Origin of the sequence: Acinetobacter sp. YH16040_T (assembly GCF_024605785.1) — a bacterium.
Classification (GTDB): domain Bacteria; phylum Pseudomonadota; class Gammaproteobacteria; order Pseudomonadales; family Moraxellaceae; genus Acinetobacter; species Acinetobacter amyesii.
The window spans coordinates 2,721,607-2,740,910 of the sequence record NZ_CP094541.1 but is presented as its reverse complement, the minus strand read 5'-3'; the positions used below and the strand labels follow the sequence as shown (position 1 = coordinate 2,740,910).

17 protein-coding genes, 8 tRNA genes and 1 rRNA gene are annotated in these 19,304 nt (G+C 42.1%); 19 read left to right on the top strand and 7 right to left on the bottom strand.

The genetic code is table 11. The features are described from left to right. The first annotated feature begins 110 nt into the window (after positions 1–110). The 4 genes from trpA to MST16_RS13420 are packed head-to-tail and all read left to right on the top strand — an operon-like array spanning position 111 to position 4,097. Positions 111–914: a tryptophan synthase subunit alpha gene (gene trpA / locus MST16_RS13435; RefSeq protein ID WP_180009060.1), complete on the top strand. Its 804-nt coding sequence runs from the start codon at positions 111–113 to the stop codon at positions 912–914. Further along, positions 911–1,807, top strand: a complete 897-nt coding sequence (gene accD / locus MST16_RS13430) for an acetyl-CoA carboxylase, carboxyltransferase subunit beta (RefSeq protein WP_180005414.1) — start codon at positions 911–913, stop codon at positions 1,805–1,807. Before trpA ends, accD begins: the two co-directional genes overlap by 4 nt. Continuing rightward, entirely contained in the window at positions 1,804–3,087 is a 1,284-nt protein-coding gene (gene folC / locus MST16_RS13425) for a bifunctional tetrahydrofolate synthase/dihydrofolate synthase (protein WP_180011752.1), read from the top strand. The genes accD and folC overlap by 4 nt, the downstream gene beginning before the upstream one ends. Next, a complete protein-coding gene (locus MST16_RS13420) occupies positions 3,078–4,097 on the top strand; it encodes an SPOR domain-containing protein (protein WP_373683938.1) in 1,020 nt (339 codons plus the stop codon). Before folC ends, MST16_RS13420 begins: the two co-directional genes overlap by 10 nt. Positions 4,098–4,117: 20 nt before the next feature. On the opposite strand, the gene MST16_RS13415 is transcribed toward MST16_RS13420, so the two are convergent. From MST16_RS13415 to MST16_RS13405, 3 genes are all read right to left on the bottom strand, one after another. Next, the gene (locus MST16_RS13415) at positions 4,118–4,657 is read right to left on the bottom strand and encodes a dual specificity protein phosphatase family protein (RefSeq protein ID WP_373686310.1); all 540 of its coding nucleotides are present in this window, start codon (positions 4,655–4,657) and stop codon (positions 4,118–4,120) included. A 49-nt stretch (positions 4,658–4,706) separates the two neighbouring features. Next, the gene (locus tag MST16_RS13410; protein WP_180011746.1) at positions 4,707–5,534 is read right to left on the bottom strand and encodes an MBL fold metallo-hydrolase; all 828 of its coding nucleotides are present in this window, start codon (positions 5,532–5,534) and stop codon (positions 4,707–4,709) included. A 303-nt stretch (positions 5,535–5,837) separates the two neighbouring features. After that, complete coding sequence (locus tag MST16_RS13405) at positions 5,838–6,473, bottom strand: peroxiredoxin (protein WP_180011744.1); 636 nt, start codon at positions 6,471–6,473, stop codon at positions 5,838–5,840. 337 nt (positions 6,474–6,810) lie between these two features. Here MST16_RS13405 and secA point away from each other — a divergent pair, with 337 nt between their 5' ends. The 10 genes from secA (at position 6,811) to MST16_RS13355 (ending at position 13,462) form a co-directional block, all read left to right on the top strand. Further along, complete coding sequence (secA, locus tag MST16_RS13400) at positions 6,811–9,534, top strand: preprotein translocase subunit SecA (protein ID WP_180011742.1); 2,724 nt, start codon at positions 6,811–6,813, stop codon at positions 9,532–9,534. 144 nt (positions 9,535–9,678) lie between these two features. Next, entirely contained in the window at positions 9,679–10,035 is a 357-nt protein-coding gene (locus MST16_RS13395; RefSeq protein WP_078191213.1) for a hypothetical protein, read from the top strand. A gap of 160 nt (positions 10,036–10,195) precedes the next feature. Beyond that, complete coding sequence (argJ, locus tag MST16_RS13390; protein ID WP_180011740.1) at positions 10,196–11,416, top strand: bifunctional glutamate N-acetyltransferase/amino-acid acetyltransferase ArgJ; 1,221 nt, start codon at positions 10,196–10,198, stop codon at positions 11,414–11,416. A gap of 150 nt (positions 11,417–11,566) precedes the next feature. After that, positions 11,567–12,634, top strand: coding sequence for a quinolinate synthase NadA (nadA, locus tag MST16_RS13385; protein WP_078191211.1), 1,068 nt, complete (start codon positions 11,567–11,569; stop codon positions 12,632–12,634). A 154-nt stretch (positions 12,635–12,788) separates the two neighbouring features. Next, positions 12,789–12,865, top strand: a tRNA-Pro gene (locus MST16_RS13380). Between the two features lie 45 nt (positions 12,866–12,910). Continuing rightward, positions 12,911–12,987, top strand: a tRNA-Arg gene (locus tag MST16_RS13375). 44 nt (positions 12,988–13,031) lie between these two features. Further along, positions 13,032–13,107: transfer RNA gene (locus tag MST16_RS13370), tRNA-His, on the top strand. Between the two features lie 3 nt (positions 13,108–13,110). Next, positions 13,111–13,187 (top strand) — tRNA-Pro (locus MST16_RS13365). Positions 13,188–13,292: 105 nt separating this feature from the next. After that, a tRNA-His gene (locus MST16_RS13360) sits at positions 13,293–13,368 on the top strand. Between the two features lie 17 nt (positions 13,369–13,385). Then, positions 13,386–13,462 (top strand) — tRNA-Pro (locus MST16_RS13355). Positions 13,463–13,576: 114 nt separating this feature from the next. Here MST16_RS13355 and MST16_RS13350 read toward each other — a convergent pair. Then, positions 13,577–14,056 (bottom strand): OmpA family protein, encoded by a 480-nt coding sequence (locus MST16_RS13350; protein WP_180005407.1) that lies wholly within the window; start codon positions 14,054–14,056, stop codon positions 13,577–13,579. Between the two features lie 8 nt (positions 14,057–14,064). Beyond that, positions 14,065–14,415, bottom strand: coding sequence for a diguanylate cyclase domain-containing protein (locus tag MST16_RS13345; protein WP_180011738.1), 351 nt, complete (start codon positions 14,413–14,415; stop codon positions 14,065–14,067). Positions 14,416–14,443: 28 nt separating this feature from the next. Here MST16_RS13345 and MST16_RS13340 point away from each other — a divergent pair, with 28 nt between their 5' ends. Together MST16_RS13340 and MST16_RS13335 are read left to right on the top strand one after the other, a co-directional pair. After that, positions 14,444–14,749, top strand: a complete 306-nt coding sequence (locus MST16_RS13340) for an IS630 transposase-related protein (RefSeq protein WP_180136461.1) — start codon at positions 14,444–14,446, stop codon at positions 14,747–14,749. A gap of 47 nt (positions 14,750–14,796) precedes the next feature. After that, the gene (locus tag MST16_RS13335) at positions 14,797–15,282 is read left to right on the top strand and encodes a transposase (RefSeq protein WP_227554803.1); all 486 of its coding nucleotides are present in this window, start codon (positions 14,797–14,799) and stop codon (positions 15,280–15,282) included. On the opposite strand, the gene MST16_RS13330 is transcribed toward MST16_RS13335, so the two are convergent. Both MST16_RS13330 and MST16_RS13325 read right to left on the bottom strand, forming a co-directional pair. Continuing rightward, the gene (locus MST16_RS13330; protein WP_180012519.1) at positions 15,283–16,161 is read right to left on the bottom strand and encodes a CHASE sensor domain-containing protein; all 879 of its coding nucleotides are present in this window, start codon (positions 16,159–16,161) and stop codon (positions 15,283–15,285) included. It lies immediately after the preceding gene. Then, entirely contained in the window at positions 16,158–16,658 is a 501-nt protein-coding gene (locus MST16_RS13325) for a YfiR family protein (RefSeq protein ID WP_180012517.1), read from the bottom strand. The genes MST16_RS13330 and MST16_RS13325 overlap by 4 nt, the downstream gene beginning before the upstream one ends. Positions 16,659–17,180: 522 nt before the next feature. Here MST16_RS13325 and MST16_RS13320 point away from each other — a divergent pair. The 3 genes from MST16_RS13320 (at position 17,181) to MST16_RS13310 (ending at position 18,995) form a co-directional block, all read left to right on the top strand. Continuing rightward, positions 17,181–18,718: ribosomal RNA gene (locus tag MST16_RS13320) — 16S ribosomal RNA — on the top strand. Between the two features lie 61 nt (positions 18,719–18,779). Beyond that, positions 18,780–18,856, top strand: a tRNA-Ile gene (locus MST16_RS13315). Positions 18,857–18,919: 63 nt separating this feature from the next. After that, positions 18,920–18,995, top strand: a tRNA-Ala gene (locus MST16_RS13310). The last annotated feature ends 309 nt before the right edge of the window (positions 18,996–19,304 follow it).

Here is a 19,304-nt window from a genome sequence, read left to right as displayed (position 1 = left end):
AGGATTGTATACCCTGTTCAATGGGTAAAAAATAGCGTTACAATGCGATGTCTTGTATTTCGACAAAACCCACATCATAGTTTTGATTCATTCAAGGAAAGTATAACCCTATGTCACGTTTAGCCACTCGATTTGGAACGCTTAAATCTCAACAGCGTAAGGCCTTGGTTTCTTATGTTATGGCTGGTGACCCTCATCCACAAGTAACGGTACCTTTGTTACATCAAATGGTTGAGGCAGGTGTAGATGTGATCGAATTGGGTCTTCCATTTTCAGACCCAATGGCGGATGGTCCTGTTATTGCACTTGCCGCTGAGCGTGCGCTTGCTGCAGGAACCAATACTCTAGATGCCTTGAACATGGTGAAAGAGTTCCGTAAAAACGATACAGAAACACCAGTAGTACTGATGGGCTATTTAAACCCTGTTGAAGTAATCGGTTATGAAAAGTTTGTTGCCTATGCACATGAATGCGGTGTAGATGGCGTGCTCTTGGTGGACCTTCCACCAGAAGAAGCAAAAGATCTAGATGTAGTATTGAAAAAATATGACATGGATCAAATCTTCTTACTTGCGCCAACATCCACTGATGAACGTATTCAGCATGTGGTGAAACAAGCCAGTGGATTTATCTACTATGTTTCTTTGAAAGGTGTGACAGGTGCAGCGACTTTAGACGTTGCTGAAGCTGCGGCACGTATTCAAAAAATCAAATCGTATACTCAGGTACCAGTTGGCGTTGGCTTTGGTATCAGTGATGCAGCATCGGCGAAAGCCATGGGTGTGGCTGCAGATGCGGTGATTGTAGGTAGTGCTTTTGTTAAACAATTTGCAAACTTAGCGCCAGAACAAGCTGTAATCGAAACAGTGAATAAAGTGAAGGAGCTTCGAGCTGCGCTCGATGAGTTAGTATGAGTCAAGACGCAAAAACAGGCAAAATTCTGAGCGCATCTACGCCATGGACAGAGCGTGCGGTACCAGGTATTCATGTACCTGATGAACAGCAAGCATTAAAGGCGACATTTACTGAGCCGACGATTGAATGTCCTGAGTGTCATGCACTTGTGACTCGTACTGCAATGTCATTTAATGCCTACGTTTGTCCGCAGTGTGATGAACACTTGCGAATGAAAGCGCGTGATCGTTTGAACTGGTTCTTTGACCAAGTACAAAAAGAATTGGGTCAAGAATTTAAAGCCAAAGATCCACTTAAATTTGTAGATAGCAAAGCGTATCCAGACCGTATGTCTGAAGCGCAGAAGAAAACCGGTGAAACAGAAGCTTTAGTGGTGATGCAAGGAACGCTGAAAGGCATTCCAATGATTGCAACCGCATTTGAATTTGATTTCATGGGCGGTTCAATGGGTACTGTTGTCGGTGACCGTTTTGTTCAGGCTGCTGAACTTGCGATTAAAGCTAAACAACCGCTTATTTGCTTCGCTGCTTCTGGTGGTGCGCGTATGCAAGAAGGTATGTTGTCATTAATGCAAATGGCGCGTACTTCTGCTGCCATCCAAAAAATGAAAGATGCAGGCTTGCCTTATCTAGTGGTGCTGACACATCCAGTTTATGGTGGTGTGACTGCATCATTGGCAATGCTCGGTGATGTTCACTTGGCTGAACCGAAAGCCATGATTGGTTTTGCTGGTAAGCGTGTGATTGAGCAAACTGTACGTGAAAAATTGGAAGAACCGTTCCAACGTGCAGAATACTTGCTTGATCATGGTGTAGTCGATCAAATTGTCCACCGTCATGCATTACGTGATACAGTTTATCGTATTGTAGCGAAATTGATGAACTTGCCTTGAACACAGCACCACTTGCATCTGATTCTTTAAGTACATGGCTCGATTATTGGAGCCATGTTCATGTTACGGGTATTGATTTAGGTTTGGAACGGGTGATTCCTGTTGCAGAACGACTCGGTGTAACCCAGCCTGATGCGAAAGTGCTGACGGTCGCGGGAACAAACGGTAAAGGTTCAACCACGACCACTTTGGCTGCGATTTTAAATGCCCAAGGGTATAACGTGGGGCTATACCAATCACCGCATATCTATCGATTCAATGAACGTGTAAAGCTTCAAGGTGTTGAAGTGGCTGACCAAACCCTGATTGATGCTTTCGTGGCAGTTGATCAGGCGCGTCGTGAATGCGAATTAAGTTTATCTTTTTTTGAAGCGACCACTTTGGCCGCTTTTGTTATTTTTAAACAGCAACATTGCGATGTATGGGTACTTGAAGTGGGCCTTGGAGGTCGACTTGATGTGGTCAATGTCGTCGATCCAGATGTTGCAGTGATTACCAATATTGGTTTAGACCATACCGATTGGTTGGGCGACACCATTGAAAAAATTGCTTTTGAGAAAGCAGGAATTATTCGTCCAAATATTCCCGTAATTTTTGGCGGGCAGCAAGTTTTGCCTGAAGCCATTCGTCAAAAAGCAGAAGATTGCCAAGCTGCTTTACATGTACTCAATCGTGATTATTTTTATCAGTACAGTGATGACGGACAATCTTGGATGTTTGCTTCATCAGGTACAACTTTAAAACTGCCCGTGGGTTCTTTGGCGCTCGAAAATATCTCTACGGCTGTAGCAGCAATATTGGCCAGTGGTTTGGTGGTCTCTCAGCAGTCGATCGCTCAAGGGATTATCAATGCCAAGTTACAAGGCCGTTTTGAAGTTAGAGAAATTGCAGGTAAAACGGTGATTTTCGATGCGGGACATAACCCGCATGGTGTTGAATTTTTGTTAAAGCAATTGCGAAATTTTCTCCAGTACAATAAACAATACACAGAAGTGATCAGCGTTTTCTCCATGCTGACTGATAAAGACATAAATTCTGTCGTTAACTTATTGAAAGATACGGTAAGAATGTGGAAAATTGCACAATTAAATGTGCCACGTGCGGCATCTATCACACAATTGGATAGCGCACTGCAGCATCAAGTCGTAGAACATTATGACAATGTGCAATTAGCTTTTAAGTCCGCGCTGGAAGAAACAAAGAATAATCAGCTGATTCTGGTATGTGGTTCATTTCATACCTTAGAAGCGGTATGGGAGTATCTGGAAGAATGTCAATGAATAACAAACAACGCTGGATGGGTGGTGTTGTTTTATTAGGTGGTGGTGTACTGCTGGCCGCACTTTTACTTAAAGGCAAAGAAGAAATACATCAAAATCAAAGCCAAACCCCTGAAATGGCTCAAGTTGAGCAACAAGGTCAGGGTGCGGGTAAAATGTCATCATTGACTGTTGATGTTGAAACTGAAAAGCGTTTGCTCGAAGAACAACGACGTACCCGTGAAAAATCGGTTGCGGAGCAAGAAGCACGTGCAGCAGAATTTTTAGCGATGCAACAACAAGCGGAAGCGGATGCAGCACGTAAAGCAGCAGAAGAATATGCAGCTTTAAACGCACATCGTTCAGCTCAACAAAGTTCGGATAATATTCCGCCCGAATTGGTTGAAGATGAAAAAGCCAAGCAAAAGCGTTTAGCTGAGGATAAGTTGGCGGCTCAAAAAAAGTTAGAGACTCAGTCGGCGCAGCAAAAGGCTGATCAGGCACGTATCGCAGCAGATAAACAAAAAGCCGAAGCAAAACGTAAAGCGGATGCTCAAAAAGAAGCTGAACGTAAAGCACATGCTGAAGCTGAGAAAAAAGCAGCAGATAAGAAAGCAGCCGAAGCGAAGCAACAAGCTGAAGAAAAGCGTAAAGCCGAAGAAAAACACAAGGCAGAAGAAAAGCGTAAAGCCGAAGAAAAACACAAGGCAGAAGAAAAGCGTAAAGCCGAAGCCAAGAAAAAAGCTGAAGCTGAAAAAGCACGTGATCTGTTGGAAAATGGCGATAAGCAATGGATGGTACAAGTTGCTCTAGCTGCCAATGAAGCCAATGCAGATGCCGTCGCTGCAAAATTACGTGCAAAAGGCTATAAAGTGACGAAGAGTCCTACATCTAAAGGCATTCGTATTATGGTTGGCCCTTCGAAGGACCGTGATGCTGCGGACGCAACACGTAAAAAGATCAATTCAGATGCAAGTTTGAATATGAAATCGGCTTGGGTGATTGATTGGGTACCTCTCGATAAACGCTAAGTTTATTTGAGGAATGACCTTTAATAAGATGGATTCAGTAGTTGCTGCTGAATCCATTTTACATTTTCAGGGCTGAATAATCGGTCGATATTTTTCCAAATAGGGAGGAAGCCATAGCCACCTTGTTTCATTTCACGTTTTGCTTCCTCAATGGACCAATGCTGAAAAATAATACGGTACATGGCCACACTCGCGCCTGTACGGTCTGAGCCGTGGTAGCAATGGATTAACACTTTTTGCTGCTGTTGTTCAGCTTCTTTTATGGTTTTCATCACCGCCAGTAAATCTTCACGATCGATTTGCCACGTGTGTATCGGAACATGTACAAATTTAACCTTTTGCATATCAATGACATTTTTTAAGCGTTCTGGGTCATGATGCCTTGAACGTAAATTTATGATCACATCGATTTGCTGTTCTCGTAGAACAGGGGCGAGATCTGCATCAGGTTGTTCACTGCGAAATAGCGTTGGGCTGATTTGATAAAAATTATGCTGTTGATGAACGACTTTCCCCCAATGCTGAGGACGTTCATTTAACGATAATGGATTTGATGTCATGCAACCCGTGAATCTGAAGCTAACACTAAGGAGGATCATTGGCAGGATTTTAGCGGTCATTGCTTGTGTTCTGATGGCGAGCGAGTTCGAATGGGTCATGTGCGCAGATGAGATCGATGTCCGGATGCTGCGCTAACTGCTGAATCTTATGAAGGGAGTGCAGTCGCTGTGTATTGTCGGTGGCAAATAAACGCTCAAGCTGATTTAAGGCCCGCGAATGAAAATTTGGATTTAATTGATGCTGTGAGTAATAAGCATCGCCACAATATAACAACCATCGATGGTTATTTTTAATTGCAATACCGGCATGACCCGCGGTATGTCCCAAAAGTGGGAGCATTAAAATGTCATGTTGAAAAATAGACAGACCGGCAGTGTGCTCTAAGTTAAACCATGCCTGTGTCCCGATGTTTTCAATAAAGTTCCAATAACGATGCTGTTGAAACTGCTGTGGTCGATAGCGCAGTCGTGATTTTAAGCTATGAAGGTTTTGAGTGGCGTTATATTCACTGGCTAAGACATGCACAGTCGCCTGCGGAAAATCAGAGATCCCGCCAGCATGATCAAAATCTAAGTGTGACAACAAAATGTGTTGAACATCTTGAGCCTTAAAGCCTAATTTTTGAATTTGATGAATCGCACTCAGTTGCAGATTAAATTTGATCTGCGCTGTGCGTGAAATAAACCGACCTAAACGATTTTGTGGATGTAAATAATCTTGTAAGCCCAGTCCTGTATCGATTAAGACCAGTCCTTTATCAGTTTCAATGAGCAGGCAATGACAGACCAAATGTGCGCGAAAGCCTTTCTGTCCAAATAAAGGGGCACACGTTGGACAAAAACTACCACAATGTAAATGATGAATTTGATGAATCACGGTTTGTTGTTTTCAAGTTTTTCTTAGTTATAACGGAATTGTGTTGTTTAACCAATCTAATCCCTGAGAGGAATTTGTAATCAAAAAAAAGCTCATCCGAAGATGAGCAGGTTGGAGAATGCCAGAACGGGCTCGTAATTCGTTCTGAGGGGAAAACTATAAGTAACTATAAGTAACTATGGTTATGATTCTGAGTTGGCTCAGGTCATGCGCTTAAAATTAGTTAAAGTTGTACCTTCGCTTGGTCACTCGCCGCAGAGCTTCTTATCTTTCGCTCGGACAGCGTAATGCTCCGTTTTATACTTACTTAGGTTGAGGCGTTAAACGAAGGTAAGGCGTAACTGCGTTATACCCTTGAGGAAAGCGTTGTTTGATTTCCGCTTCATCTTTTAATGACGGCACAATCACCACTTCTTCACCTTGTTGCCAGTTGGCAGGTGTTGCAACTTTATGGTTGTCTGTGAGTTGTAAAGAGTCAATGACACGTAAAATTTCATGGAAATTACGCCCCGTTGATGCAGGATAAGTAATGATTAAACGGACTTTTTTATTAGGATCGATGATCACCAAAGAGCGAACAGTTAATGTTTCGCTAGCATTAGGGTGAATGAAATCATAGAGGGTAGACACTTTACGGTCTTTGTCTGCAATGATCGGGAAGTTCACCGTGGTATTTTGAGTATTGTTAATGTCATTAATCCAACCATGATGGGATTCAACATCATCAACAGATAGGGCAATGGCCTTGACACCACGTTTGCTAAATTCATCTTTTAGTTTTGCGGTAAATCCAAGTTCTGTGGTGCAGACAGGGGTGTAATCGGCTGGATGCGAAAATAAAATGCCCCAACTGTCACCTAAAAAGTCATAAAAATGAATGCTGCCTTCGCTTGAGTCTTGAGTAAAGTCTGGTGCAGTGTCACCTAAACGAATCGTCATGGAATATCCCCGTATTTATTGAATTTGTTTAACTTGAAAATAAATATGAAGGAATTTTTTTATGATTAAAAATAGTGTTTTCTTATTTCTTTATGAGTATTTTTCATATAAAACAGTTTTATTGGGGGATAAATGCGAAATATCTCGCGACAGAGTCACTATGTTGTCTGCAGAAAATTTGTTACATTAGCTTGCCTTAAGTCTCCGGGGCTAGAACCCGAGCGCAGAATATTTAAGGGGATTTTTGTGCAAAACCCTTGTACTTCGAATTTCTAGCACCATAATAACGACTAAGAAAATATATTCATTTGACAAGCAAGATTTAGAGAGTCTATTCATGTTGGCAAGTCTGATCGGAGGAATCTTCGGTACCAAAAATGAGCGCGAACTCAAACGCATGCGTAAAATCGTAGAGAAGATTAATGCGCTCGAGCCGACGATATCTGTTCTAAGCGATGCAGACTTATCTGCAAAAACTGAAGAATTCAAAGAACGTTATAAAAAAGGCGACAGCCTTGATAAATTATTACCTGAAGCGTTTGCTGTTTGTCGTGAAGCTGCAAAGCGTGTCATGGGCATGCGTCATTATGATGTACAGCTGATTGGTGGTATTACTTTACATGAAGGTAAGATCGCAGAGATGCGTACCGGTGAAGGTAAAACCCTCATGGGAACGCTTGCTTGTTACCTCAATGCGATCAATGGTGAAGGTGTTCACGTGATTACGGTGAACGATTACTTGGCGCAACGTGATGCTGAATTAAACCGTCCATTATTCGAATTTTTAGGTTTAAGCATTGGGATTATTTACTCAATGCAAGACCCAACTGAAAAAGCTCAAGCGTATCGTGCTGACATTACTTACGGTACCAACAACGAATTCGGTTTCGATTACTTGCGTGACAACATGGTGTTTTCTGCTGCTGAGAAAAAACAGCGCAGCTTAACCTATGCCATCATCGATGAGGTCGATTCGATCCTGATTGATGAAGCACGTACACCGTTGATCATTTCTGGTCAATCAGAAGACTCATCTCAGTTGTATGCTGCAATTAACAGCATTCCACCAAAACTTCATGCACAAAAAGAAGAGAAGGTACCAGATGGTGGTCACTTCTGGATTGACGAAAAACAGCGCTCTGTAGAAATGACCGAAGTCGGTTATGAAACTGTTGAAGCTGAATTGATTCAAATGGGCTTGCTTGCTGAAGGTGAAAGTCTATATTCATCTGCTAATTTAAACTTGGTGCACCATGTTTCTGCGGCTATTCGTGCGCATTACCTATACCAACGCAACGTGCATTACATCATTCACGAAGGTGAAGTGATCATTGTCGATGAAAACACTGGTCGTACCATGCCGGGTCGCCGCTGGTCAGAAGGTTTGCATCAAGCGGTAGAAGCCAAAGAAGGTTTGGAAATTCAACCTGAAAACCAAACACTAGCAACCACAACATTCCAGAACTATTTCCGTCTTTACAAGAAATTATCAGGGATGACGGGTACTGCAGATACTGAAGCTGCAGAAATGAAAGAAATTTATGGCTTGGATGTTGTACTTATTCCAACCCATCGCCCGATGATTCGTAATGACCAAAACGATTTAATCTATTTAAACCGTGAAGGTAAATACAACGCCATCATTCAAGAAATTCAACGTGTTCATGAAGCGGGTGTTGCACCGATCCTGATTGGTACAGCAACCATTGAAGCCTCTGAAATTTTATCAGATAAGCTGAAAGAAGCAGGCATTCAACATGAAGTGCTCAATGCGAAACAACATGAGCGTGAAGCGGATATTATTGCGCAAGCGGGCTCACCGCGTGCAGTGACGATTGCTACCAACATGGCCGGTCGTGGTACTGATATTCTGTTGGGTGGTAACTGGAAAGCGTTGCTGGCGAAGATTGAAGAACCGACTGAAGCAGACGAAGCACGTTTGAAAGCAGAGTGGGAACAAAATCATGAAATGGTGCTGAACTCTGGTGGTTTACACATCATTGGTTCAGAACGTCATGAATCTCGTCGTATCGATAACCAGTTACGTGGTCGTGCGGGTCGTCAAGGTGACCCAGGTGTATCACGGTTCTACTTGTCGCTTGAAGATGACTTGATGCGTATCTTCGCGGGTGATCGCGTAGTTGCAATGATGCGTGCCATGGGTCTGAAAGAAGATGAAGCCATTGAGCATAAAATGGTGTCACGCTCGATTGAAAATGCACAACGTAAAGTTGAAGCACGTAACTTCGATATTCGTAAAAATCTATTGAAATACGATGACGTAAACAACGAGCAACGTAAGATTATTTACTCTCAACGTGATGAAATTCTTGAAGAAGCATCATTGCAAGATTACATCGAAACAATGATTCACGATGTGACTAAAGGCATGATCGAAGTATATATTCCACCCGAGTCTATTCACGATCAATGGGATATTGAAGGTCTTGAAAAAGCACTTCGTGAAGATCTATCGATTGAACTGCCAATTTCACAGTGGCTAGAGCAAGATCGTCGTTTAGATGAAGAAGCTTTGGTTGAACGTATTACTGATGAAGTTCTTCAGCACTACCGCTCACGTCGTACGCAAATGGGTGACGAAACAGCTGCAATGCTAGAACGTCACTTTATGCTGAATTCATTGGACCGCCATTGGAAAGAGCATTTGGCAGCGATGGATTACTTACGTCAAGGGATTCATTTACGTGGTTATGCGCAGAAAAATCCTGAGCAAGAATACAAAAAAGAAGCCTTTAACTTATTTGTAAACATGCTTGCGGTGATTAAGTCAGATGTCGTGACAGATTTATCTCGTATTCATGTACCAACAGCCGAAGAACTTGCAGAAATGGAAGCTCAAAAACAGGCTCAAGCAGAATCAATGAATCTTCAATTGTCACACAATGACTTTGATAATTTATTGGCTGAAGCTAATGGTGATGACATTATCGATGCGCAATATACACCTGCAGAGCAAGTGATTGTGCCACCGGAAAGCCGTAACTCACCGTGCCCATGTGGTTCAGGTCTGAAATATAAACAGTGTCACGGTAAAATCTAAACGACATTGCTTAATTTCAAATAAATCAGAGCCTTCGCGCTCTGATTTTTAATTTACACTGCTGATCTGACCTGAATAGTATTTGCAGTTCAGCAGATTAAATGTTATTTAGTTTCTATCAATAACCGTAAGACGGAAAAGACAATGAAAAAAGTACTAAAACCGTTCATGATTGCTGCTTTGGCTTTGCCAACTTTTGCCTTTGCAAACGCTCCTCAGACGACTTCTGTCGAGAAAGTTCAACAAGCAGTTGGTCCAACAACAACTCAAGTACAGGTTGGTACTGACGGTCAAGTGACTGTAGCAAGCCCGCGTACGGGTATTCGCTATACCTTTGCCAATCCAAATCGTCCAATCGTATTGCAAACTGCGAAAATTGCAGCAGCCAATGCGGCGAATGCTGACCGTATTGTGGCTGAAAACCCAGCACTTTCTGCTGCGAGTCAACAAAAAGCGAAACAAGTGCTTCTTGATGAAGCAACTCAGCTGGCGCGTAACTAATTTACGACGAACAGTGGTAAAGACCAGTCGGAAGACTGGTTTTTTTATGTGCAAAAGAAATCCACAATAAAATTACAGCAAAACCGTGCTTCTGCTCGATTTTTTATAGTTTTTGCACTAAGCTGTATTTTTTATAACTCATATAGTTGGACGTTGAAAAATGGCAGTTGGTGACGTATCTATGCCACAGATGCATGTGGTGAAAGGTGTAAAAATCGGTTCGGCTGAAGCGTATGTGCGCTATCAGAACCGACGTGACCTTGTCATTTTTGAATTTGCTGAAGGTTCTAATGTTGCAGGCGTTTTTACTCAAAATGCATTTTGTGCAGCGCCGGTTCATATTTCGAAAGCGCACTTATTGGCAGGTAATCCACGTTATTTAGTGATTAACACCGGAAATGCCAATGCAGGTACTGGCAAAATCGGTATGGCAAATGCTGAAGCGACATGTGCGAAACTGGCGGAACTGGCAGGTGTTCAAAATACAGAAGTCCTTCCTTTTTCAACGGGTGTAATTGGCGAGCAATTACCTATTGATCGTTTGGTTCAAGGCTTGCAACCCGCATTAGATAGTTTACAAGAAGATGCTTGGTTGGATGCGGCAACAGGCATTATGACCACAGATACCACACCTAAAGGTGCATCTGAGCAGTTTGAGCTAGATGGGGTTCTGTATACCATGACTGGTATTTCTAAAGGTGCAGGCATGATTCGTCCAAATATGGCGACCATGTTGAGTTATGTAGCAACTGATGCACCCATTAGTCGTGAGTTAGTGCAACAACTTTTGAAAACCACAGTTAACCTGTCGTTTAACCGTATTACGGTGGATGGTGATACCTCAACGAATGACTCATGTATTTTGATTGCAACGGGTCAAGCTGGTGGCGTAGAAATTACTTCAGAATCAGATTCACGTTATGCTGCTGTTTTAGACGTGTTAACACGTGTAATGAAGCGTCTTGCACAGCTCATTGTCCGTGATGGTGAAGGTGCGACGAAGTTTATTACTGTGGCGGTAGAAGGCGGCGCAGATACTCAAGAATGTTGTGATATTGCTTATAGCATCGCACATTCACCGTTGGTTAAAACTGCAATCTTCGCATCAGATCCAAACTGGGGCCGTATTTTGGCAGCTATTGGTTATGCAGGTGTGCCAAACTTAGATGTTGAAAAAATTCAGGTCTGGTTAGGTGATATTCAAATCTGTAAAGACGGTGGTGCCGCAGCAGATTATACCGAAGCAGCAGGGGCTGCAGAGATGGAGAAATCTGAGATCACGATCCGTGTAGATTTAGGACGTGGCAGTGCTCGAGATACGGTGTATACCTGTGACCTGTCGTATGACTATGTTAAGATTAACGCAGATTACCGTTCATAAATTTGATGTTTTTGAAAAGCCTCCGTTGTGAGGCTTTTTTACAAGTGGAACTTTTTAATGACCGGTAAAAAATAGCCAAGTGTCATATTTATGGGTCAGTTGTGAAGCACCTGTGTAGTAACAGGCATTAAGGATAGAGAAGACGTTGTGATGAATAATGCAAACAACTTAATTGCAAATGAAGCAAAATCAATTGTACAAGCGCATTTGGATCGTTTGGGCGATGTTAAAGAGCATCACTTAACGGAGGCTGCAAAGCTTGAAAAGTTTGAATTAATTAAAGCGGAACTCAAAAAACGTAACGCTGTCCTTGTTGCACACTATTACTGTGATCCTGAAGTGCAGGAACTAGCAGAACTGACGGGTGGATGCGTTTCGGATTCACTTGAAATGGCACGTTTTGGTCGGGATCATGAAGCAACGACGTTGGTGGTTGCAGGAGTAAAATTCATGGGGGAGACCTCGAAGATTTTATCTCCTGAAAAAACTGTATTGATGCCAACCCTAGAAGCAACATGCTCACTTGATTTGGGTTGTCCTGTCGATGAATTTACCAAATTTTGCGATGCACATCCGGATCATACGGTTGTGGTATATGCCAATACCTCGGCGGCAGTGAAAGCGCGTGCAGATTGGGTGGTAACCTCGAGCTGTGCTGTTGAAATTGTTGAGCATTTAGATAGTTTAGGTGAAAAAATTATTTGGGCACCCGATCAGCATCTCGGTCGCTATATTCAAAAGAAAACCGGTGCAGACATGTTGCTATGGGATGGGGCATGTATTGTCCATGAAGAATTTCGTGCACGTGGTATTGCCAATATGAAAGCGCTGTATCCCGATGCAGCAGTTTTGGTACATCCAGAGTCACCAGAATCTGTGGTGGATATTGCAGATGCCGTCGGTAGCACCTCGCAATTGATCAAGGCTGCACAAACCTTGCCACACGAACGTTTAATCGTGGCAACAGATCGCGGTATTTTTTATAAAATGCAGCAAGCTGTACCGAATAAAATTCTCATCGAAGCACCGACGGCAGGTGAAGGAGCGACTTGTCGTTCATGTGCGCATTGCCCTTGGATGGCGATGAATGAATTGGATGGCATTCTGGAAGTTTTACAAAAAGGCGATCAGGAAATTTTTGTAGATCCGGCATTGGCTGAGCGTGCTAAATTGCCTTTAGATCGGATGTTGAATTTCAGCGCCAGTTTAAAACGTTAATTTTTGCTTGAAAAATGATTAAAGTGCTTGATAAATAATCGCTTGAAATGATTTTTTATGTTTTTTTGAAGATAGGTGTTGACGTTAATCAACGTCACGCCTAGAATGCACACCGTACCGCACGATATGCGATACAGCGAAAGCTGAGATGAAACGGAGCATAGCACAGCCTGGTAGTGCACCTGGTTTGGGACCAGGGGGTCGTAGGTTCGAATCCTACTGCTCCGACCAATTTCTCAAGGCAAAAATCGCGTGATAGTCTATGTCATCGGTAATGCGCCTGTAGCTCAGTTGGATAGAGCATCCGCCTTCTAAGCGGATGGTCACAGGTTCGAATCCTGTCAGGCGCGCCATTTTAATGGTGTTCTGATAATAGAATCTGAAACTTGTTGTGATGGTGGATGTAGCTCAGTTGGTAGAGCCCCGGATTGTGATTCCGGTTGTCGTGGGTTCGAATCCCATCATTCACCCCAATTCGGAGCATAGCACAGCCTGGTAGTGCACCTGGTTTGGGACCAGGGGGTCGTAGGTTCGAATCCTACTGCTCCGACCATTTTCTCAAAGAAAACGGTCGATAAAAGATACCGCATACAGCGGTTTTTTTATGCCTGTAATTTAAAATGCGTTATATTGGTTATTCACAAGCAAGAACATGATGGTGGATGTAGCTCAGTTGGTAGAGCCCCGGATTGTGATTCCGGTTGTCGTGGGTTCGAATCCCATCATTCACCCCAACTTTTAAAGTTGAAAGCGGAGCATAGCACAGCCTGGTAGTGCACCTGGTTTGGGACCAGGGGGTCGTAGGTTCGAATCCTACTGCTCCGACCATTTATTTCAAAAACAATACTGTAAAAGATGCCGCATATAACGGTTTTTTTATGCCTAAAATTTATAAACACAATAAAAAAGCCACCATAAGGTGGCTTTTTTATATTTCACTATTTAGGGAATGATCGTGACATTTACGCGACGGTTGATGGCACGATTGGTTTCAGTGTCATTAGAGACCATCGGCTGTTCAGCACCACGGCCAATAATTTGAATATTTGAACTGTTATAACCTTGCTTTAAAAAGACGTTTGCGACGCTTTGCGCACGTTTTTCTGACAGTTGTTGGTTGTAATTGGCTTGTCCAACATTATCCGTATGACCAATAAACTTAATTTTGTTTAGGTCATATTTAATCAGTTGAGTGGCGAGGGTATTTAGTTTGCCTTCTTGGTGAGGTTGTATTTGATAATCATCAAAACCAAATAAAAGTCGTTCTGGTAGGGCAAGTGTCCAACCATCATTGGTCAAGACAAAACCTTCTTTTTTAAGCATACGTGCTTGTTTATAGCTTAAGTTACCTAAACTCATGCAGGCTGTCATAGTAGCCGTGAATGCAAGTATAAATAAAACTTTAAATGCGTTCTTTAACATAGCAAATCCTATGAGTTGGGGTGGTGTAGTGCAATGCACCAATGATTATTCGAAAGTTTAGCATCATACATCGCGCGTTCCGCATCTGCGATCAAATCTTCTGGCGATTTTGCATTTTGGATAAGTGCCACACCAATATTAGCTTGTAATGCAATATTATGTTGCTCATAAACAAATGTGGAACTATAGCAGTCATGTATTTTGTGACAAAAGACTTCGAGTTCCGTCAGGAAGTTTAAGCGATTGATAATAATTGCAAATTCATCACCACCGAGTCGCGCAACGAAAGCATCATCTGGCAGTGCTTGCTTTAAACAGTGTGATGAGGCGCGTAGTACTGCATCACCAGCTATAGCCAAATCCTAAAAACTATAGAACAATAGAGATATGGGATATTCAAAAGATTTTAAAGACAAAGTCATAGAAATTATGATTCGAGATGAAATGTCTGTGCGAAAAGCAGCACAGCATTTTAACATCTGTATACAAACGATTCAGAACTGGAAAAAGTCCACTACAAACAAACCTATTCCTGGCCGTCCAGTTAAAATTAGCAGAGAGCAAATATTGAAGGATGTTGAACAATATCCTGATGATTATCAGTATGAGCGAGCTGAACGTTTAGGAGTAAGCACTCATGCGGTATTTAATGCATTACATGCCGCAGGAATATCGCGTAAAAAAAGACGTTAAAGCATCCTAAAGCAGATCAAAATCAACGTCAGCAATTTCAAAATCTCATAGAGTGTTTAGAAGGGAAATTGCCTCTGATTTACATAGATGAAAGTGGTTTTCAAAGTGAAAGTACCAGAACTCATAGTTATAGCCTTCAAGGAACACGTGCTGAAGGTGAATTTAACTGGCAGTTGAAGAATTGCAGTAATGCGATCGGTGCAATTATCGAAAATAGATTGTTGACAGTTGGTGTGTTTAATTGTTCTGTGAATACAGAAGTATTTGAATGTTGGATTGAACAGGATTTATTACCTAAGTTGAAAGAAAGCAGTGTTTTGATTATGGACAATGCGACCTTTCACAAAGGGAAAAGACTTCAGGAGTTGATACGTTGTGCAGGCCATTACATTGTGTGGCTTCCTAAATATAGTCCAGATTTAAATCCAATAGAAAATATGTGGTCACGAGTCAAGGCGATTCGAACTAAGTTTAGAGTTAAAGATATTGATAAATTATTTAAAGATTACTGTAATGATTTATTTGGTATTTAGCTATAAGTGTCCATATTGGTCATTCACATGTTTAAAGTTTTCAATATCGACAAAGAACACAGCAGTGTTCGCTTTTAAGTCAAATAGCTCAAACAGCTTTTCATAAAAATAATTACGATTTGGCAATTGGGTTAATGCATCATGACGTGCTAGATGAATTAGCTTGTCATTTTCTGAAATCAAGTTTTTATTTGACTGTTCAATTTCACTAAGTAAACCATTAAAGGCGGTACTGAGTGCGTGTAATTCTTGAATATCAGAGTTTGAAACCCGCATTTTATAATCTTTCTTAATGCTAATGGTTTGGGCTGATTCAACAATAGAGCGAACAGATTGCATTAAGTATTGATAAACAGAATTCACCGACCAAAACACAGTAGCCAATAAAAGAATAAAACCTAAAAACAAGCCCAGCAAAATTTTATGGAAGAAACTAACTAAATCTGAAGAGTTTCCATATACGACCAGTTCGCCGTAACTTTTCTGATCATGATGAATATCTAAACGAATCGGTTGGCTAAAAAAGAAATAATCTAAAATCGCTTGGCTAGAGAATGTTGAAATTTCTTGTTGCTCAGCATGAGCAAGCGACGCATTTTGATGGTTGGTAATTTCAATCGATCGAATGGGATACAGTTGAGTGTATTCATTTAAAATTTGACGCATCGTTGTTTGGTCATTAAAGACCACAGCGGGTTGAACACGTTCGTTTATCGCATTTGATAAAATCGTTAAGCTGTTTTTTGCATAGGTATGCATAGTATAAGTGGAAATCACCAAAAAAATCGCAGAACAAATCGTAAAAGTTAAAGCAAAGATAGTGAGCTGCGAACGCGTAAATAATTGGTGTAATGTAATTGGATTATAGAGTTGTTTCATTCAGCTGACTCCGATGACTTCGCCAGTAATAAAACGCGTGGATCAATATGTATTTGTGACTGCGTTAAGCTTTCCATATTAACTTTAAACGAATAACTCTGATTTTTTTTATACAAACAAAATGCACTGCCAGACTCACACTCACTATTGTTACTACTTAGAGAGAGGGCGGGGAAATTAACATGGTTGTTTAAAATACTTTGTTCTTCTTTTGCTGATAGATTGGAAAAAAATAAAACTTGGCAATGACTGGATTTGATGTCATTCACATTGATGGCTGTAATTTTATAAGTGCTGTGGGTTGGTGCAAGTTTTTTAAAATCATTGACTAAACTTGAATTATTAATCACACAAAATTTGGGTGAAGTGGTTTCCCACTTGGCATAACTCAATATAGAGAAAGTGGTTGTGAAAATATTTGCTGTGGGAGCTGTATATAATATGGGTGAAATGGAGCACGCCATTATTAAATAGGCAGTTTTTTTAAAAACAACCATACGAAATCAAAAATTCTTAAATTAAATGGAATGAAAATTGGGTTTATATACGTTTTATTATATGAAATAGGGCGTATATAGCCCAATAATAATACAAAAGAATGTTTATGTGTTTAAAAAAACGACATGCGTAAAATAAATCATAAAAAAGGTGTTGCAACGGTCCTGAAATGCTGTAGAATGCACATCCATCGGCGGTGATGAAGATTAAAACTTCTAATAAAACAATGACTTGGTTGAGTTGATTAAGTTGGGTTTTATTTGATAAGTTTAAAAATAATTTGAATTACTGGTTGACTCTTTAGAAATAAAGAGTAATATAGCCGACCTAGCTTGCTGGTGACGAACCAACAAGAAGATCATTAAGAGATTATGAAGAACAACTTGTGTGGATTTTTACTGATTGATTGATCGAAATTATTTTCATTGATTGATGGTAGAAATTACTCGAAGTTTATTTGAGCAAATTTTTGTCAGTAATTGATGAGCCAAGATTGGTACACTATATGTACTATTGATTTTAAACTGAAGAGTTTGATCATGGCTCAGATTGAACGCTGGCGGCAGGCTTAACACATGCAAGTCGAGCGGGGGAAGGTAGCTTGCTACTGGACCTAGCGGCGGACGGGTGAGTAATGCTTAGGAATCTGCCTATTAGTGGGGGACAACATTTCGAAAGGGATGCTAATACCGCATACGTCCTACGGGAGAAAGCAGGGGATCTTCGGACCTTGCGCTAATAGATGAGCCTAAGTCGGATTAGCTAGTTGGTGGGGTAAAGGCCTACCAAGGCGACGATCTGTAGCGGGTCTGAGAGGATGATCCGCCACACTGGGACTGAGACACGGCCCAGACTCCTACGGGAGGCAGCAGTGGGGAATATTGGACAATGGGGGGAACCCTGATCCAGCCATGCCGCGTGTGTGAAGAAGGCCTTTTGGTTGTAAAGCACTTTAAGCGAGGAGGAGGCTACTTTGGTTAATACCTAAAGATAGTGGACGTTACTCGCAGAATAAGCACCGGCTAACTCTGTGCCAGCAGCCGCGGTAATACAGAGGGTGCGAGCGTTAATCGGATTTACTGGGCGTAAAGCGTGCGTAGGCGGCTTTTTAAGTCGGATGTGAAATCCCCGAGCTTAACTTGGGAATTGCATTCGATACTGGGAAGCTAGAGTATGGGAGAGGATGGTAGAATTCCAGGTGTAGCGGTGAAATGCGTAGAGATCTGGAGGAATACCGATGGCGAAGGCAGCCATCTGGCCTAATACTGACGCTGAGGCACGAAAGCATGGGGAGCAAACAGGATTAGATACCCTGGTAGTCCATGCCGTAAACGATGTCTACTAGCCGTTGGGGCCTTTGAGGCTTTAGTGGCGCAGCTAACGCGATAAGTAGACCGCCTGGGGAGTACGGTCGCAAGACTAAAACTCAAATGAATTGACGGGGGCCCGCACAAGCGGTGGAGCATGTGGTTTAATTCGATGCAACGCGAAGAACCTTACCTGGTCTTGACATAGTAAGAACTTTCCAGAGATGGATTGGTGCCTTCGGGAACTTACATACAGGTGCTGCATGGCTGTCGTCAGCTCGTGTCGTGAGATGTTGGGTTAAGTCCCGCAACGAGCGCAACCCTTTTCCTTATTTGCCATCGGGTTAAGCCGGGAACTTTAAGGATACTGCCAGTGACAAACTGGAGGAAGGCGGGGACGACGTCAAGTCATCATGGCCCTTACGACCAGGGCTACACACGTGCTACAATGGTCGGTACAAAGGGTTGCTACTCCGCGAGGAGATGCTAATCTCAAAAAGCCGATCGTAGTCCGGATTGGAGTCTGCAACTCGACTCCATGAAGTCGGAATCGCTAGTAATCGCGGATCAGAATGCCGCGGTGAATACGTTCCCGGGCCTTGTACACACCGCCCGTCACACCATGGGAGTTTGTTGCACCAGAAGTAGGTAGTCTAACCGTAAGGAGGACGCTTACCACGGTGTGGCCGATGACTGGGGTGAAGTCGTAACAAGGTAGCCGTAGGGGAACCTGCGGCTGGATCACCTCCTTAACGAAAGATTGACGATTGGTAAGAATCCACAACAAGTTGTTCTTCATGACGATGTATCTGAGGGTCTGTAGCTCAGTTGGTTAGAGCACACGCTTGATAAGCGTGGGGTCACAAGTTCAAGTCTTGTCAGACCCACCACTACTGACACGTAAGCAATTGCAGAGTAAACGGAAATCAGAAACATTGACTTATTGATAAGCTGGGGACTTAGCTTAGTTGGTAGAGCGCCTGCTTTGCACGCAGGAGGTCAGGAGTTCGACTCTCCTAGTCTCCACCAGAATACTTTTTAAAGCACTGCTTTTAAAAAGTATGCAAGACAAGATCACGAAGTGATCGCGTAGTTGTCTTGTGGGTTAAGCCTTAATCAAACGGTTTGATAGCTTATAGAGCTTAGCAACAAAGTGGCGTATGATTCGCTCCATTGTTATTAAGCTCTGTGATTTATCACAGTTTCCTGACCTGACGAAGGCTGGAAAAATCATTAACAGAATATATTTGAGTTGAAATAATTTGTTCATACTCATAACTGACATTAACACTAACAGTGATTTATTACTGTGATGTGAAGATAAAAGCTATGAGTTAC

Excerpts from the sequence above, each read along its gene's own strand:
- trpA (WP_180009060.1), top strand. The coding sequence starts at position 111 with ATGTCACGTTTAGCCACTCGATTTGGAACGCTTAAATCTCAACAGCGT.
- accD (WP_180005414.1), top strand. The coding sequence starts at position 911 with ATGAGTCAAGACGCAAAAACAGGCAAAATTCTGAGCGCATCTACGCCA.
- MST16_RS13420 (WP_373683938.1), top strand. The coding sequence starts at position 3,078 with ATGTCAATGAATAACAAACAACGCTGGATGGGTGGTGTTGTTTTATTA.
- MST16_RS13415 (WP_373686310.1), bottom strand. The coding sequence starts at position 4,657 with ATGACATCAAATCCATTATCGTTAAATGAACGTCCTCAGCATTGGGGG.
- MST16_RS13405 (WP_180011744.1), bottom strand. The coding sequence starts at position 6,473 with ATGACGATTCGTTTAGGTGACACTGCACCAGACTTTACTCAAGACTCA.
- secA (WP_180011742.1), top strand. The coding sequence starts at position 6,811 with ATGTTGGCAAGTCTGATCGGAGGAATCTTCGGTACCAAAAATGAGCGC.
- MST16_RS13395 (WP_078191213.1), top strand. The coding sequence starts at position 9,679 with ATGAAAAAAGTACTAAAACCGTTCATGATTGCTGCTTTGGCTTTGCCA.
- argJ (WP_180011740.1), top strand. The coding sequence starts at position 10,196 with ATGGCAGTTGGTGACGTATCTATGCCACAGATGCATGTGGTGAAAGGT.
- nadA (WP_078191211.1), top strand. The coding sequence starts at position 11,567 with ATGAATAATGCAAACAACTTAATTGCAAATGAAGCAAAATCAATTGTA.
- MST16_RS13350 (WP_180005407.1), bottom strand. The coding sequence starts at position 14,056 with ATGTTAAAGAACGCATTTAAAGTTTTATTTATACTTGCATTCACGGCT.
- MST16_RS13340 (WP_180136461.1), top strand. The coding sequence starts at position 14,444 with ATGGGATATTCAAAAGATTTTAAAGACAAAGTCATAGAAATTATGATT.
- MST16_RS13330 (WP_180012519.1), bottom strand. The coding sequence starts at position 16,161 with ATGAAACAACTCTATAATCCAATTACATTACACCAATTATTTACGCGT.
- MST16_RS13325 (WP_180012517.1), bottom strand. The coding sequence starts at position 16,658 with ATGGTTGTTTTTAAAAAAACTGCCTATTTAATAATGGCGTGCTCCATT.